The following is a 15145-nucleotide window of genomic DNA, read 5'->3' as shown; positions in this document are numbered from 1 at the left end:
AAGTGCCTCCATCGTTGCGGGTGCGAGGGGGATTGACCACGCAGATATCCGGGCTCAGGCTAAGCCACACTTATGGTGAGCCAACGCCAGCTTCCATCGCTTGCCGCCATCCGCGCCTTCGAAGCGGCGGCGCGGCTGGGCAGTTTTGCCCGTGCCGCCGAGGAGCTCGACACCAGCGCGGCATCGGTGAGTTACCACGTGCGCCGGCTGGAGGCCCAGACCGGCACCTGCCTGTTCCTGCGCCACGCACAGCATGTGGAACTGACGGCAGCGGGTGCCAGCGTCGCGCAGGAGGCCACCCGGGCCTTCGACGCGCTTCGTGCCAGTTTCATGCGTGCCGCTGACATGGATGCGGCGCGATTGCGCCTGTCCGTATTGCCCACGCTGGGTACCAGCTGGTTGACGCCGCGGCTGGGCAGCTTCCGTGCCCGCCATAGGAACATCGTGCTGGAACTGGACCTGTCGGCAGAGCCCCAGGACCTGGCCGCCGGGCGTTTCGATGCCGCCATCCGCAATGGGCATGGCGGGTGGCCCGGGCTGCAGGCCACGCCCCTGTTCCCCAGCATTTTCACCCCGTTGTGCGCGCCAGCGCTGCTGCCGGCGGCAGACGGGCTCGGGCGCCGGGCCTTGGAGGTTCCGCTGCTCGGCAGGCCCGACTGGTGGGCACTGTGGTTTTCCGCACATGGCGCGGTTCCGCCGCCGGCCGAGGAGAGCCTGGTCAGCCCCTTTGCGGTAGAGCATCTGGACGTCGGCGCGGCCATTGCCGGGCAGGGCATCGCCATTGCTTCGCCAATCCTGTTCCGGGCCGAACTGGACAGCGGGCGCCTGGTGCAGGCACATCCCGGTGTGGCCAGCGACGGGCGTGGTTTCTGGTTCGTGGCACCGACGGCGCGCAGCCGGAGCGCGAAGGTCATTGCATTCGGTGACTGGTTGGGCGAGCAGGCCGCGCAGGCCAGGCATGCGGCGCGACATCATCTGGCGCGCACGGTGGCGGCATGAACCAGAGCCCTGAACTGCTGCGACGCCTGCTGCGTGCCAAGGACCGGATGGACCATGCCAGCCACGAGGACTGGCCGGTGGCCCGCCTGGCCGAAGTGAGTGCCGTATCCGCGGCGCATTTCGCGCGTTCGTTCAAGCAGGCCTTCGGGCTGCCACCGCATCGCTACCTGCTGAGCCGACGGATTGAACGGGCCGTGGCGATGTTGCGTGACACCGATCTGCCGGTCACCGAGATCGCCGCGCAGACCGGCTGGAGCAGCCTGGGCACCTTCGGCCGCATCTTCCGTGACATCACCGGCGACAGCCCGGGCAACGTGCGCGAGCGTGAGCGGGCCGGCCAGGCGACGCCGGCCTGCGTGCCGGAGTGCCACGCACGTGCCGCGCAGCGACCGGACCTGAACATGGCAGTTTTGGAGAAGCGCCGGCGCGCGGCGGTTGCTAACGTGGATCCCACGTGAGGGAGGTCCCATGACAAACACTGTGAACACGGTCGGCCTCTATGTGCGCGACCAGGATGAAGCGCTCGCGTTCTACGTCGGCATGCTCGGTTTCGAAGTGGACACCGATGTGCGCAATGGCAGCTACCGTTGGCTGACGGTACGCAGCCCCGGCCAGGACGGATTCCAGCTGGGGCTGTTCGTTCCGGGCCCGCCCACACACGACGCGGCCACCGCGCAGGCACTGCAGCAGCTGGTGGCGAAAGGCGCAATGCCGCCGCTGGTGCTGGCCGTCGATGACTGTCGGGCGCGCTATACGCAATGGCTGGCACGGGGCGTCGAGTTCACCCAGGAGCCGGTCGAACGCTATGGCGCCATCGATGCCGGATTCCGTGACCCGTCCGGCAATGGCTGGAAGATGATCGAAGCCCGATCCGAAGCGAGGCGCCGTCAATGAGCCGGGGTGGCTGGGCGCGGCCCGTGCATCGCTGGACCTCGATCGTCTTCACCCTGGCGGTGATCGCCAATTTCGCCGCTCGCGGGCTGGGGCAGGGCGAGCCGGCAGCGTGGATCACCTATTCGCCGCTGCCGCCATTGTTCCTGCAGCTGTTCACTGGCCTGTACCTGTTCGTGCTCCATTACACCGGGAAACGCCGCAGCGCCACGCTGGGCGCTGCAGGCTGAGGCCGCCTCAGGCGGCAGCGTCGGCGGCGTAGGCCGCCAGCAATGCCGGCAGCTGGTCCATGCGCTGGAAGATCACCTTCGCACCCGCAGCGCGCAGGGCCTCCGGCGTGCTGTGGTGCGGGCCGCCCTCGCTGAAGCCAAACACGGTGGCACCCGCCGCCACGCCGGCGGTCGCGCCGGTCACGGTGTCTTCAATGACCGCGCAGCGCTTCGGATCCACACCCAGCGCGGCAGCGGCCGCCAGGTAGACGTCCGGGTGCGGCTTGGTGTTCGGCATGTCCTGGCCGCTGTAGACGTGGTCGCCGAAGGCATCGAGGATGCCGACCTTGCCCAGCTGCAGTTTCACCTTGATCAGGTCGGCACCGGACGCGCAGGCAATGCGGCCACCGGTCGCTATGGCGATCGCACGCACGGCCTCGGGCGCCCCCTGGATCGCCTCAAGGTCCTGCTCCAGCGCACGATTGCGCTGCTGGCGGAATTCCTCCAGCCACTGCTCGGTGAACGGCTTGCCGGTGCGCTCTGCGATCAGCCCGGCCAGATGGGCCACGGATTGGCCCAGGAAGACCTCGCCCGCCTGCGCAGGCGTCAGCGGCCAGCCGCGTGCGGTCAGCATTTCCGAGAGCACGCGGGCCACCAGCGGCTCGGAATCGACCAGTACGCCGTCGCAGTCGAACAGTACGGCATCGAAGGGGAAACGGGACATCTACTACTCCGGGAACAGCCAAAGGGGCGAAGCGCCCGCCATTTTCCCATAGCGGGACGGGCAGGGCACGCCGGCCACAGGAACGCTAGACTGCCGGGCCACCCCACCCAGCGCCTGCACGGGAATACCCCTTGAACCGAGTGCGATCCCAGGCCCGGCACCATCACCTCATCAGTGCCGGCATCGCCGGCGCGGTGACGCTGGCCGGCAGCTGCCTGCTCCCCGTCCTGGTGTTGCTGCTGCCTGCGGGACTCTCGCCAGGCGAGTTCATCATGCCCGTTGCCGACGGCGCCGCGCAGTTGCGGAGTGCGGGGCTGCTCCTGCTGGCGGCCTGCGCACTGGCCACGTTTGCCGGCCTATGGGCCAGCGCGCCGCCGCCAGAACCCGCATCGACGGCGCGCAGGATGGTGGTGTCGCTGATCCTGCTTGCCACGACGCTGCTGATCAGCCTGGCCAGCATGGCCTACCTGATGCGAACGCTGTCCAGTGGGACGCCAACGACAGGGCACGGGCTTGTCGCTGCTACCGTCGTCGGCGCCGTAGTGCAGTTCCTGTTTGCCAGAGTGCTGGCGTCACGATGGCTGCGTGTACAGGCATCGTGACGTTCCTCTGCCCGCCGCTCAGCCCAGGTCACACCCTGCAGGCTGTGGCCAGGTGGTGGCCGGCAGCATGCTTTTCAGCGAGGCCGGTGCGTTGATCGCCACATAGCTGGCGCCCAGCAGCTCCTCCAGATCGGCAATCGTCACCAGGTAGTTGTCCAGGCTGCCGAGGTTGGCCTCGTTGGGAATGATCCAGCTGATCGCCTTGGCGGTTCCGGTGTTCGGGTCACGGGTGATGATCGTCTTCCAGAAGAACTCCGGGGTCGGGATGCCATGGCTGGCGAGGAAGTAATCGTTGGCGGCGTCGCCGTAGACCACACCACCGTAGACGTCCACCGGTGCGATGTCGCGGTAGCACTCGGCCACGTTTTCGGCCTTCACCCAGATGCCCTGGTTGAAGCTGGACACCTGCGGCACGATGTTGGTCATGTAGTTGGCGCGACGGATGTAGGTCGCGTCGTAGTCCATGTGGTTGGACGTGACCAGATGGCCACGGTCATAGCCGGATCTGATGCTGGCGTAGGACGCGGTGCTGGTCTGGCCCAGGCAGCCGGCCGGCAGGTCCGGGTCCTTGTAGAAGCTGGACGGCCGTGCGGCCGAACCGGTATCGGCGGTAAGCGTGTACTCGTAGCGGGTGGCGCTGTGGATGCTGCAGTCGTAGGTCAGCACGAAGCCGCCCTTGTTGAGGGTGACCACCTGGGCCTGTGCAGCACCGGCAAAAGCACTGAGTACGATGGCAAAGACAAAGCCTGCAAGGCGCATTTCGATTCTCCAGCAGAAGATTCAGGGCGCAGCCGCCCGTCACGACCTGGCCGGGGCGAGGACATGCGGAGATGCTGCGGAGACGGATGCTGCGGATTGCGGTGGAGCCTGGCCGCGTTGTTGGGCCATCAGCCCTGCGGTGTCATAAGCGTCACAAGCTGGCGCCTTGTGGTCAATGACGAAAGGGCGAAGCTGTGATCATGCGCAAGCACTGGTGATATGTCAGATCACGCGGCGCGTGGATGACACGCGCGCGTGCTAGGCGCCTGGCAGGCCTGCCAGCTGCGCGCCAGGGCCTGCGGCGGCGGGCGCTACAGGAATGCTTCCTGTTCTTCGTCCTGCGCCAGGCATGCGGCCTTGCTTTGCTCGGTCGAGCTCGCAATGGCCGCCTCGTCGAAACCGCTGCGGCTCAACCATAAACGATTCCAGCGGACCAGTGCGTCGCTGTCGCGTGCCAGGCAGGCATAGCGGACGATCGATTCCAGGTTGTCGATGGTCGGGTACTGCTGAGCGATTTCGTCCAGTCCCTGGCGCATCAGCGGCCAATCGGGCTTCGCCGCGCGGAAGTGATCGGGCGAATACTCGGTGGCCGACCAGTACAGCCGTGCGTAGCGCATGGCCCGCTTCTTCTTTGGTGCGCTGGCCATCGAGTGCCGCGCGAAGGCTTCCATCTTCTGCGCGCTGCCGCCCCAGGCCGGCGTGAAGTACTCCATGGCAATGAGGTGCAGTGGTTCGTAGTCGGGGAAGGCCTTCGCTGCTCGATCAACGAGCGCCAGCATTTCGTCGTCATCCGCGCTTTCGCGCAGCGCGATCAGCACGTTCATCTCGTGCCAGAACGGGTCGCCGCCGGCAACATCCTCATGCGATTGCAGGTAGGCCCGCGAAACCGCGTTGTACTCATGGAACTGTGCCCAGTCTTCGTCGTTGACGGTGTTGGCGTATCCGTTGCCGCGGTAGCTCCAGGCCAGGTTGAGTGGAATCCGTGCGGTGATCAGGTGGGCCGCCGCAGACTTCGGCGCGTGCTGAACCCAGCGCGCCGCCCACGCAGACCAGTCGTTCCAGGCTTGAACCTCCTGCCGCGACGTGCCGATTGCACGCGACATGCAGATGTAGAAACGGCCGAGCCGGGATTGGCCGGCGGCGTTGAGCTCGCCCTTGCGGAAACGCGCGGCCATCGCGTCGAGTGCCGCAAAGTCGTCGTTGGCCATCAGCCGCGCAATGTCCGCGCAGTCGTTGGCGGGTTCGGGGGCATCTTCTGCCAACACTGAAGGGGCGAACAGGCAGGCAACGCTGGAGAGCGTGCCTGCGACGAGCATCCTGTGCATCGGGGGCGTCCTTGCTTTGATGGGAGACTGCGGAGGGCCCGCAGTGCCTCGAAGCATAGCAAGGCGCGCTTTGCGGCATGTTGCGTCGCAAGGTGCCAGCCACCATTCGCACTGGTACGGTCCGACCCGTTGCACCACCACCGACGGGGAGAGACGACGATGCGCAAGCTTTTGCTGCTGTTGATCCTGCTGACCGGGCTGGCGCCCGCGGCCCTGGCGGCCACGGTCAAGACCACCCATCGCACCATCCCCAGCTGGGATGGCACGCCCCTCGGGGCCTTCGTCATCGAACCCCAGGAGGCCGGCAGTGGCCGCTATCCGCTGCTGGTGATGCCCAGCAGCTGGGCAGTGCCCAGCGTGGAGTACGTGGGCGTGGCACAGTCGCTGGCGCAGCGCGGCTATGTGGTCATCAGCTACAGCTCGCGCGGCTTCTGGGAGTCGGGCGGCAGCATCGACATCGCCGGGCCGGCCACGGTCGAGGACGTCAGTGCACTGATTGACTGGGCGCTGGACAACACCCGTGCCGACCCCTCACGAATCGGTGTATCGGGCATCTCCTATGGGGCCGGCACCAGCCTGCTGGCGGCAGCACGCGACCCGCGCATCAAGGCCGTTGCCGCGTTGAGCGGCTGGGCCGACCTGCAGGCGTCGCTCTACAGCCATGACACGCCCAGCGCGCAAGGTATTGCCCTGCTGGTGGCAGCCGGCCTGGCCACTGGCCGCCCCGGGGCGGAGCTGGCCACCATCAACGGCAATGTGCTGGTCGGCAACTACCAGGGGGCGGTGGACTCGCTGCTGCCGGTGGCGGCACAGCGCAGCCCGGCCAGCAGCCTTGATGAGATCAATGCCAACCAACCCGCGGTATTCCTCGCCAACGCCTTCAACGACAGCCTGTTTCCGCCGGGCCAGCTGGTCGACTTCTTCACCCGCCTGAAGGGACCCAAGCAGTTGCAGCTGCGCCATGGCGACCACGCCCTCAACGAAGCCTTCGGTGCGCTCGGCATTCCCAATGAGGTCTATGCCACGGTGGGCGACTGGTTCGACCACTACCTCAAGGGCGTCGCCAATGGCATCGATCGCCAGCCGGCGGTGCAGTTGAAGTCGCAGAAGGGCAGCTGGAGCCGTTATCCGGACTGGCAGGCCACCTCTACCGGCGCCGTAAGCTACGGGCTGACCGCGCCGACCGGGCTTCTGCTGCCCACCGGAGGGCTGGCCGAGAGCGGTGGCGGCACCGGTTGGAACTACCGGATCGGCAGCGGCCTGCTGACTGCCGCCAACTCCGGCGTGGTGATGGCGTCCGGCGCGCTGCAGATGTTCAACCTGCCGCCCGGTGCCTATGTACCATTCGTTGGCCGCAACGCAGCAGGCGTCTGGCAGGGCCCGATCTACTGGAGTGCACGCCGCCTGGATGGCGCACCGGAAGTGCGGTTGACGGTGACGCCCACTCGCGCCAACACCACGCTGTATGCCTACCTGTATGCCGAGGATATGCTGGGCAACGGCCAGCTGATCAGCCACAAGCCGTACACCCTGCGCGGTGCCACGCCCGGCCAGCCGAGAACCATCGATCTTCGCCTGGAAGCCAGCAGCTGGAACCTCCCGACCGGCAGCCGGCTGACCCTGGTGGTCGATACCGTGGACCTGCGCTATGCGGGCATCAGCCAGCTGGGGGGGGCGGTGACCTTCAGCTCGCCGGCCAACGCGCCTTCGGTGCTGAAGGTGCCGCTGCATTGATTCAAAGCCACACGGCCTTCGCTCGACGCCATGCCGGGCGAAGGCGTTTCCCGGTGGATCAGTTGCTCCGCACCTGTGCTGCGGCGGAGTTTGCGCGATTGATGCGATCCAGGTGCAGGGCAGGGGGGGCGCGGCTCACTCCCCCTACGGCAGCAACACTCGGATCATCTCGTGCTGCCTGGACAGGTTCGCCCGTTGCACGAAACCCTGGATGATCGAGGCCGCCACCTTGCGCTGGTTGTCCATGTCCAGCAACGGTGCGATGGCCTGTCCGGAACCATGGGGGCTGTCGTGGAATGGGCAATCGATCGGGCCTGCAGTGGTCAACGTCAGGATTGCCTTGGCCACGCGCGCCGACGGCGAATGCGGCGCATCGAAGATCACCAGCGTCCGCTCGTAGCTGACACCTGTGGCGCGTACGGTCGAGTGCAGGGAATCCTCGATGGTCATGTGCGCGCCGAGATCCTGGGCAAGCGCAAGGAAGCAGTTGGCCGCCGTCGCCTTGCGCAGCGTTGCAGGGTCGGTGCGGATGATCATCGCGCAGTCGACGCCGGAGATCGGCACCTGGGTGACATCCAGGTACGGGTTCTGTGCCAGTGTCCCGATCAAGGCGAGATCGTCGCTGTAGCCGCACGAAGCGGCAGGTGCACCCAGGCGTTGCAGCAGCGCTGCGACCCGTTGCACGCCCCATTGCCGCCCGTGCGCCAGACGCTGCGCGTGGGTGGCCGACAGCGCGCCGTGATCGAATCCCGAGGCTGACGCCTGCATGCGCGCCTTGACCATACGCATGCAGGCATCGACCTGCTGCATGCAGTCCGTGTCATCGGCGAACACCGGCGCCGCCGCGATGCCATCGATCACCCGGCCGAACGTCGCCAGGTCGCCCTGCTGGTCGCGGTACCAGTCGTGGATGCGCTGCACGTTGCGGCGACGTTTCTGCAGCTTGTCCGCGCCTGGCCAGCCGGGATAGGCAGCGATCTCGCACAGCATGGTCAGGCCTTCCCACAGGTGGTACTCCATGCTGGGCAGGGGCAGCCGCCAGCGCTCTTCAGAACCGGCATCCTCGGCAATCACCAGGTGGTTGCGGAGGATGTCCGACCACACTGTCACGGCCTCCACGGTATCGCGGCGCGGCGTGGTGACATCGATCAGTTCCATCAGGATCGGCCGCGGCGTCACCGGGTCATCGCCGGCAGGCGCCTTCGGATCCTTCACCCATCGCGCGTGCCAGGTATAGCCCATGCGATACAGCACGAACGGTTTGATGCCGTCGTTGAGGATGATGCCGGGTGGCGGCGGAGGGACAGGCGGCGGCTGCACGGGCTGCGGCAACGGTGGCTGCGGAGGGGGCAGCACGGACGGGCTTGTTACCGGCGCGGACGTGCCGATGCCCTTCAATGGCTCGCTGGTGAACAGATGCAGGCCCGCGCGGTCACGTTCGTACACCTTCCGGAACGTCTGCGGGTTGTCACATGTCACCAGGCACTGCTGGCCGGGCGGCACATGGATGTCCACCGATGCAAGATCCACCACCTGGCCGGCCAGCGGATTCTGGTTGGGTGGGAAGACGCTGATCTCCAGCGCGATGTTGAGGCCGGCACCCTGCATCACGTCGATCACGATGTCTTCAACACCGCCGTGCAGGGCGTCCTGTGCCGGGATCGGGATCCAGGGGTTGATCACCACCTGCGTGTCCCAGTCGGACCTGCCGAAATCGAACAGCGTCGGCGGCGGGTCTGCCGGGCGTTCAAGCAGTGCGTCCAGCGCATTGCCGCCCTTGACGTAGAAGAACATCAACGGCTCACCGGGTTTCAGGCTGTAATCCCGCCGTACCTTGCTGGACAGGCTGCGCAGCTGGTCCTTGATGTCGGCCAGGGCCTTCACCACGACCGAGCGGACGTCGGGATACACCTGCGCGTTGTTGATCTGCGCGGTGAGCTGCTTGCTGATGTGGCGCCGGGCCTCGCGTTCGGGCGTGCTCTCTTTCATGGTGGGCCTCGCTGGGGTGCAGGGGCGGGCAGGGGGGGCGAAGGGCCCTCTCAGCTGGAAGACAGCGATGCGGCCATCGCGGCGTACCAGTCAATCGACTGGCTGTAGGGCCTGGACATCTGCTGCAGCATGGTGGCGAAATCCTGCGTGCTGGGTGGCGTGACCGCCGCGCGTGCGCCCAGGTAGTTGCCAAGATCGGCGGCCGCCACCAGCTGTGCATGATCGATTTCCCAATCGGTCACCTCACTGGCGGTCGGGCGCATCACACTGGGCCTTGCCCGCACGTTGGCGCAGACTGCATCGGCGATGTTCTGCAGATCCCGGGCGACCGTCCTGAAGCGGACCAATGCATAGCGTCGATTAGGCTTGAGCAGATCCCGCGGGAAGTTGACGGTGTCGAGGGAGATGCCGGTTTCCTCCATGAACTCCCGGCGGGCAGCATCTTCCTCGGTCTCGTTGTCATGCCTGCGGCCGCCAGGGAGCGTCCATTGCCCAGCCTGGTTGACGACAACCATGGGAACCTGCGCCGCCCATGCGCGGGTGTCCCGGGCCAGGTTCTGTGCCGTCAGCAGCGCGGGCCCCCATGAATCCGGCGAGAACACCGGCAACGTGTTTGCCAGGTTCCTGATGCGCTCTGGCAGCGTGGATTGACGGAACAATCTGCGGGTGAGGTGGGTGACAGCAGATCCAACCTGGTCCGGATTCGGCGGTGACGCCTGCATCGCCTGGACGGCATTGCTGAGATTCACCAGGATGCTCTGGCCTTGGGTCGTCTCTGCATAGCCGGCGGATGTGGCAGCGACCTGGGCACTCTGGAGCAACGCAAGCGCAGGCTGCCAGTCCTCGTCCCGCGGCAATGCGGGAGATGCGGCGACTGTCAGGGCAGCGTCCAGTGCTTCTGCAGTCAGCACCATCACCGAATTGGACGCCCACCAGTTGTTGATGACCCGCTTGCGGGTGATCAGGTAATGGGTTCCGTTCCAGAGCGCAGCATAGACCTGGGGCATGATTCAGTCCTCCATCAAGCGCGGGGCGGGCGCGGTGGATCCACTGTAGGAGCGGGAGGCGAGGGAGAATCGGCGGTAGCGATGATGTATGCGGTGGAACCGACGGAGCAGGAGGGCAGGGGGCGTTGATTTCCCCGCATTGGGGCCAAGCCCGTGGCCGCCCGGGCGTCAACGACTCCCGGCGCCTGCCTCCGGGTCATGCAGTCCACGCAGCTTCTTCCTGCCACGGACAGGTGCCGGATGGGCGCGCCTACACGGTCGATACCTATGCCTACGGCGGCAGGACGCTGGTGCAGCACTATGTGGTGCAGGGGAGGGGGCATGCATGGAGCGGCAGCCAGTCGGACCTGCCGTTCACCGATCCCAAGGGGCCGGATGCAGGCGCAGGTCAGTTGCGCAGAACCATGCACGCCACCGCCCCACGAACCGCCTCGCAGGGCGGTCGCAGGGCTCAAGAAGTACTGCCGATGGTCGCTAATGCGCAGGGGTGGGCATGGCGCCCGCTCGATTGGGCACTTCTCGCCCACATATAAGGATGTAGTTCTGTGAGAGTTATTGTTGTTCTGGCGCTGGCGTTGTCCATCAGTGGGTGCGGGATGCTTCCGAAGAAGGAAACGCCCGAGCAGGCGGTGGCGGCATCCCGCTTCTATCCCGGGAAATCGATCGACCAGGTCAGGGCTGCTTCAATCGAGGTCTTGAACCTGCTGGCGCCCGGAAAGATGGAATTCGATGCTGGCGCGCCCGGTATCGCGGCGAAGCGCACCTATGGGTATGTCGAACGCCGCATGGGCTACCAGGGCACCATGACGACGTTCTACAACGTCAACATGACGGCGGTCAGCTGGTACACCGTTGCGCTTTCTGAAGAGGCCGGTGGTACGCGGGCCCGGTTTGCGCTGCAGACGCGTGCCGACGATCAGGCTTCGTACTGGGCCAACCCTGCTGTCCCGGCCATTCACAGCAGCTTCCGTCACGATCTTCCGCTGGACGGACGCCAGGGCACGGCCGATCTGAAGCTGTTCCATGATCGCGTCGAGCATGTGCTGGGGCTGCGTCCGAACTGGGTGTCATGCGGCGAAGTGAAGGAGCCAGGCAAGGTCCTTGAGCTCTGCGATCGCAGCGGCATCAGCGACGTCGGTCCGATCCGATCCTGACCGCTCCCGGGCCGCTCCTGTGTTGATGCGCAGGGCGGCTCGTGCAGCATCGTGGGTTTCATGGCCCGATTCTGCCGCTTCATCGACCCGTGCCAGGGTCTGGTCGTACGACATCCCCATGCTGGATCTGTTCGGCTAGGCTGGTCTGATCGAAGACGAGGATGAAGGTCATCATGAACCGCTGGATTCTCCTGGCATTGGCCACGCTCCCGTTCGCTGCCGGTGCCGTGGTCATCCGCGATGATGTTGACGATGCCAGGTACCAGATCGACGCATCGGTGTTCCCGGCACTGGCGGACATGCCAGGCGAGGGGCACGGCGTCCTGATCGCACCGCGCTGGGTGCTGACCGCAGCGCATGCCGCACCGATGGAGGGGATGGGCGCCACCATCACCCTCGATGGGAAGAGCTACGGCGTCGAGCGTGTCTTCCTGCATCCCGGCTACCGCAGGATGCCCGAGGCGCTGGGCGAGGAAGCCATGGCAACGGGGAGTGCGTCGAAAATCCACGCGTTTCTGGCGGCGTCCGATGACATTGCATTGATCAAACTTGCCGCACCGGTGAGCGATGTTCCGCCGGTCGCACTCTACCGTGGCGCCGACGAGGTCACGCAGGTCGCCGCCCTGATAGGGAAGGGCGCCACCGGCAACGGTGCGACTGGACTGGTACCCGGCGGGTCACATCGTACGACCCTGCGTCGGGCCTGCAACGCGATCACCGGCGGCAACGCGCGTTATCTCTGGTACCGTTTCGATCCGCCTCCGCAGGGCCTTCCCCTTGAAGGCGTACTCGGCAACGGCGATAGCGGTGGCCCGCTGGTGATCAGGAAAGATGGGGCCTGGCAGCTGGTGGGCCTCGGTTCCTGGATCACCGCCGTTCCCGAGCATGCGCTGGAGGCGGGTTTCTACGGGCAGGTGGTCTACAACGTGCGCGTGTCCCGCTACATCGATTGGATCGAAAGCATCATCGATGCGTGACGCGAAACTTCAGTTCTTGTTCCCCTGGCGCGACGGCGCGGAGCAGGCGTAGCGGAAGGAAGCGCGCCTTAACGATTCATGGTCAAGAACAAGCACACGGCGCGGATCTCAGCCGGTGCGACGGGCGCTCGTATCCTTCCCGGCATGAGTTCTCCCTTCGATCTTCCAGAGTTCATGACGGTCACCCGGCCCTCCGGCTGGGTGCAGAGCGGCGAGCGTTGGGACCTGTGGTGGAACGGGCGTTCCGTGGCCAACATCGTGCCGCATGCCGTGCTCGGGTTCCGGGTGTACCTGGACGCACGCAAGATGTCCCAGACCAAGGTGGTGGCCGCCACGAATGTGCGACAGGCCAGGCGCTACGCCGAGCGCTGGTGTGCCGCGCGGCTCTGCCCACAGCTGCGGCTGCGCGAGGCGGTGGCACGACTGGTGGACGTGGTGCCGGAAACAAGCGCTGCGCCGTCGCCCGCACTTTCGCGGGAACAACGGCAGCAGGCCCGCCGCCTGGCCGAGGCCGGGGCGGGTGAGGTGGTACGGATCAAACAGGCACTGGCGCCGCGACAGCCCGCGATGAAGACCCGGCCGGAGCTGCAGGGGCGAGGTGGAGCCTGGTCGATACCCGGGCAGGCTCGGTCAAGCCGGAATTCCAACGGCAATGCCTCCCCGGCCAGGCTTATGCCGAGAGTTCCTCGCGCACAATCCTCGCCCCCGCGCTGAGCGCGCGCAGCTTGCCCCTGGCCACATCGCGCGCCAGCGGCGCCATGCCGCAGTTGGTGCTCGGGTAGAGCTTGTCGGCGTCCACGAACTGCAGCGCCTTGCGCAGGGTGCTGGCTACTTCATCGGCGGTCTCCACCGTGCTGGAGGCCACGTCGATGGCACCCACCATCACTTTCTTGCCGCGCACCAGCTCGATCAGGTCGATCGGCACGTGGGAGTTGTGGCATTCCAGCGAGATGATGTCGAGGTTGGAGGCCTTCAGCTTCGGGAACGACTCCTCGTACTGGCGCCATTCCGACCCCAGGGTCTGCTTCCAGTCGGTGTTGGCCTTGATGCCGTAGCCGTAGCAGATGTGTACCGCCGTCTCGCACTTCAGTCCTTCGATCGCACGCTCCAGCGCGGCCACGCCCCAGTCGTTCACTTCGTCGAAGAACACATTGAAAGCCGGCTCATCGAACTGGATGATGTCAACGCCGGCGGCCTCCAGCTCCTTCGCTTCCTCGTTGAGGATCTTCGCGAACTCCCAGGCCAGCTTTTCGCGGCTCTTGTAGTGCGCGTCGTACAGCGTGTCGATCATCGTCATCGGGCCGGGCAGCGCCCACTTGATCGGCTGCGTGGTCTGGCGGCGCAGGAACTTCGCATCCTCGACGAATACCGGCCTGGGGCGGCTCACGGCGCCAACCACGGTCGGCACGCTGGCATCGTAGCGGTTGCGGATGCGCACGGTTTCGCGCTTTTCGAAGTCGACGCCGCTGAGATGCTCGATGAAGGTGGTGACGAAGTGCTGGCGGGTCTGCTCGCCGTCACTGACGATATCAATGCCGGCATGCTGCTGTTCCTGCAGGGACAGGCGCAGGGCGTCCTGCTTGCCCTCGATCAGGCCTTCGTCCTGCAGCTTCCAGGGTGACCAGAGCTTCTCGGGCTCTGCCAGCCAGGAGGGTTTGGGCAGGCTGCCTGCGGTGGAGGTGGGGAGCAGCGTCTTCGTCGGCATCGTGTGGTGTGTCCTGGGGGCGAATGGAAAATCGATGGATCAGCGGGCGGCCCACTGCTCAAGCATGGCGCGGTACGGCTTGATGAAGTGTTCTTCGGTGAACCGGCCCTGCTTGACCGCCAGCTGGCTGCGCTCTTCGCGGTCGTAGACGATGCGGGTGGAGGAGTAATCCTGGTGCTTCAGGCTGGGCTGGTAGACCTTGCCGGCCACGGAATTGGCGTTGTAGATCTCCGGGCGGTAGATCTTCTGGAAGGCCTCCATCGTGCTGATGGTGCCGATCAGCTCCAGGTTCGAGTAATCGCCCAGCAGGTCGCCCTGGAAGTAGAACGCCAGCGGTGCGACGCTGCCCGGCGGCATGAAATAGCGTACCCGCAGGCCCATCTTGTCGAAGTACTGGTCAGTGGGGGAGAACTCACCCTGGCGGTATTCCACGCCCAGGATCGGGTGATGGTTCTCGGTGCGGTGGTAGGTCTTGCTGCTGGAAACACTGATGCAGAACACCGGCCCCTTGCTGAAGTTGGCGCGGTAGGCGTCCGAGCGCAGGAAGTGCTGGAACAGCTTGCCGTGCAGGTCGCCAAAGCCCTCCGGAAGGCCGAAGGTGGCCTTACCCTCGTTGCTGGCCGGCAGCACGACGCTGAAGTCGTAGTCGCGCACGTAGGACGAGAAGTTGTTGCCAACGATACCTTCGGTGCGCGCGCCGGTGTGCGTGTCAACGATGGTCGGCCGCAGCACTTCGATCAACGGGAACAGATCGCTGCCGTCGGCGCCGTCGATGTGCATCTCCACCGAGATGATGTCCAGCTCGACCGCGTAGCGATCGGCGCTTGGGTTGTCCCAATGCGCCAGATCATTGAAGCGGTTGTTGATCATGCTGATCGTGTTGCGCAGGTTCTCCTGCCGGGATGCGCCGCGCGCCAGGTTGGCGAAGTTGGTGGTGATGCGCGTGCCTTCGGCCGGCTGGTAATCCTCGTTGAAGGGGATGCGCGTGATGCTGAAGGTGAAGGCGTCGTTCGTCATGGGCGGCGTTCCGTTTGCGGGGTGACATCCAGATGCAGGTCGGCGGCATCTGG

At 65.8% G+C, this 15145-nt stretch carries 16 protein-coding genes and 1 pseudogene; 10 read left to right on the top strand and 7 right to left on the bottom strand.

Translation table 11 applies throughout. From position 1 onward, the window contains the following. Positions 1-72 precede the first annotated feature (72 nt). The 4 genes from ACM0PB_RS15220 to ACM0PB_RS15205 are packed head-to-tail and all read left to right on the top strand — an operon-like array spanning position 73 to position 2120. Complete coding sequence (locus ACM0PB_RS15220) at positions 73-999, top strand: LysR substrate-binding domain-containing protein (protein WP_414604446.1); 927 nt, start codon at positions 73-75, stop codon at positions 997-999. Beyond that, on the top strand, positions 996-1457 hold the full coding sequence (locus tag ACM0PB_RS15215; protein WP_065177773.1) for a helix-turn-helix domain-containing protein: 462 nt from the start codon (positions 996-998) through the stop codon (positions 1455-1457). Before ACM0PB_RS15220 ends, ACM0PB_RS15215 begins: the two co-directional genes overlap by 4 nt. Positions 1458-1467: 10 nt before the next feature. Further along, entirely contained in the window at positions 1468-1893 is a 426-nt protein-coding gene (locus tag ACM0PB_RS15210) for a VOC family protein (RefSeq protein ID WP_164229168.1), read from the top strand. Beyond that, positions 1890-2120 (top strand): hypothetical protein, encoded by a 231-nt coding sequence (locus ACM0PB_RS15205; protein ID WP_061478310.1) that lies wholly within the window; start codon positions 1890-1892, stop codon positions 2118-2120. Before ACM0PB_RS15210 ends, ACM0PB_RS15205 begins: the two co-directional genes overlap by 4 nt. A 7-nt stretch (positions 2121-2127) precedes the next feature. Here the strand turns inward: ACM0PB_RS15205 and ACM0PB_RS15200 are convergent, their stop codons facing one another. Continuing rightward, positions 2128-2823, bottom strand: coding sequence for an HAD family hydrolase (locus ACM0PB_RS15200; RefSeq protein WP_065177775.1), 696 nt, complete (start codon positions 2821-2823; stop codon positions 2128-2130). 131 nt (positions 2824-2954) lie between these two features. Here ACM0PB_RS15200 and ACM0PB_RS15195 point away from each other — a divergent pair, with 131 nt between their 5' ends. Next, entirely contained in the window at positions 2955-3425 is a 471-nt protein-coding gene (locus ACM0PB_RS15195) for a hypothetical protein (protein ID WP_414604445.1), read from the top strand. Between the two features lie 18 nt (positions 3426-3443). Here the strand turns inward: ACM0PB_RS15195 and ACM0PB_RS15190 are convergent, their stop codons facing one another. Together ACM0PB_RS15190 and ACM0PB_RS15185 are read right to left on the bottom strand one after the other, a co-directional pair. Next, positions 3444-4184, bottom strand: coding sequence for a DNA/RNA non-specific endonuclease (locus ACM0PB_RS15190; protein WP_065177776.1), 741 nt, complete (start codon positions 4182-4184; stop codon positions 3444-3446). Between the two features lie 311 nt (positions 4185-4495). After that, positions 4496-5509 (bottom strand): hypothetical protein, encoded by a 1014-nt coding sequence (locus tag ACM0PB_RS15185; protein WP_414604444.1) that lies wholly within the window; start codon positions 5507-5509, stop codon positions 4496-4498. A gap of 159 nt (positions 5510-5668) precedes the next feature. Between ACM0PB_RS15185 and ACM0PB_RS15180 the strand changes: the two genes are divergently transcribed. Beyond that, complete coding sequence (locus tag ACM0PB_RS15180) at positions 5669-7243, top strand: S15 peptidase family protein (RefSeq protein ID WP_065177778.1); 1575 nt, start codon at positions 5669-5671, stop codon at positions 7241-7243. 144 nt (positions 7244-7387) lie between these two features. Here the strand turns inward: ACM0PB_RS15180 and ACM0PB_RS15175 are convergent, their stop codons facing one another. Both ACM0PB_RS15175 and ACM0PB_RS15170 read right to left on the bottom strand, forming a co-directional pair. Continuing rightward, on the bottom strand, positions 7388-9232 hold the full coding sequence (locus ACM0PB_RS15175; RefSeq protein WP_164229172.1) for a hypothetical protein: 1845 nt from the start codon (positions 9230-9232) through the stop codon (positions 7388-7390). Between the two features lie 50 nt (positions 9233-9282). Then, positions 9283-10239, bottom strand: a complete 957-nt coding sequence (locus ACM0PB_RS15170) for an NUDIX domain-containing protein (protein ID WP_065177780.1) — start codon at positions 10237-10239, stop codon at positions 9283-9285. Positions 10240-10454: 215 nt separating this feature from the next. Here ACM0PB_RS15170 and ACM0PB_RS15165 point away from each other — a divergent pair. The 4 genes and pseudogenes from ACM0PB_RS15165 to ACM0PB_RS15150 all read left to right on the top strand — a co-directional run. Then, a pseudogene (locus tag ACM0PB_RS15165) lies at positions 10455-10619 on the top strand (extracellular catalytic domain type 1 short-chain-length polyhydroxyalkanoate depolymerase); the annotation flags it as partial. A gap of 165 nt (positions 10620-10784) precedes the next feature. After that, complete coding sequence (locus ACM0PB_RS15160; protein ID WP_138951294.1) at positions 10785-11393, top strand: hypothetical protein; 609 nt, start codon at positions 10785-10787, stop codon at positions 11391-11393. 173 nt (positions 11394-11566) lie between these two features. After that, positions 11567-12370 (top strand): S1 family peptidase, encoded by an 804-nt coding sequence (locus tag ACM0PB_RS15155; protein ID WP_164229174.1) that lies wholly within the window; start codon positions 11567-11569, stop codon positions 12368-12370. Positions 12371-12448: 78 nt separating this feature from the next. Continuing rightward, the gene (locus ACM0PB_RS15150; protein ID WP_279946066.1) at positions 12449-13084 is read left to right on the top strand and encodes a hypothetical protein; all 636 of its coding nucleotides are present in this window, start codon (positions 12449-12451) and stop codon (positions 13082-13084) included. Here the strand turns inward: ACM0PB_RS15150 and ACM0PB_RS15145 are convergent. Both ACM0PB_RS15145 and ACM0PB_RS15140 read right to left on the bottom strand, forming a co-directional pair. After that, positions 13041-14075, bottom strand: coding sequence for a methionine synthase (locus ACM0PB_RS15145; RefSeq protein WP_065177783.1), 1035 nt, complete (start codon positions 14073-14075; stop codon positions 13041-13043). The two genes, ACM0PB_RS15150 and ACM0PB_RS15145, sit on opposite strands and share 44 nt — an antisense overlap. Before the next feature lie 39 nt (positions 14076-14114). Beyond that, the gene (locus tag ACM0PB_RS15140) at positions 14115-15092 is read right to left on the bottom strand and encodes a DUF1852 domain-containing protein (RefSeq protein WP_414604443.1); all 978 of its coding nucleotides are present in this window, start codon (positions 15090-15092) and stop codon (positions 14115-14117) included. Between the last annotated feature and the right edge of the window lie 53 nt (positions 15093-15145).

Origin of the sequence: Stenotrophomonas sp. AR029, from assembly GCF_047520695.2 — a bacterium.
GTDB lineage: Bacteria > Pseudomonadota > Gammaproteobacteria > Xanthomonadales > Xanthomonadaceae > Stenotrophomonas > Stenotrophomonas sepilia.
The sequence above is the reverse complement of the archived record's forward strand: the minus strand, read 5'-3'. Positions and strand labels throughout refer to the sequence as shown.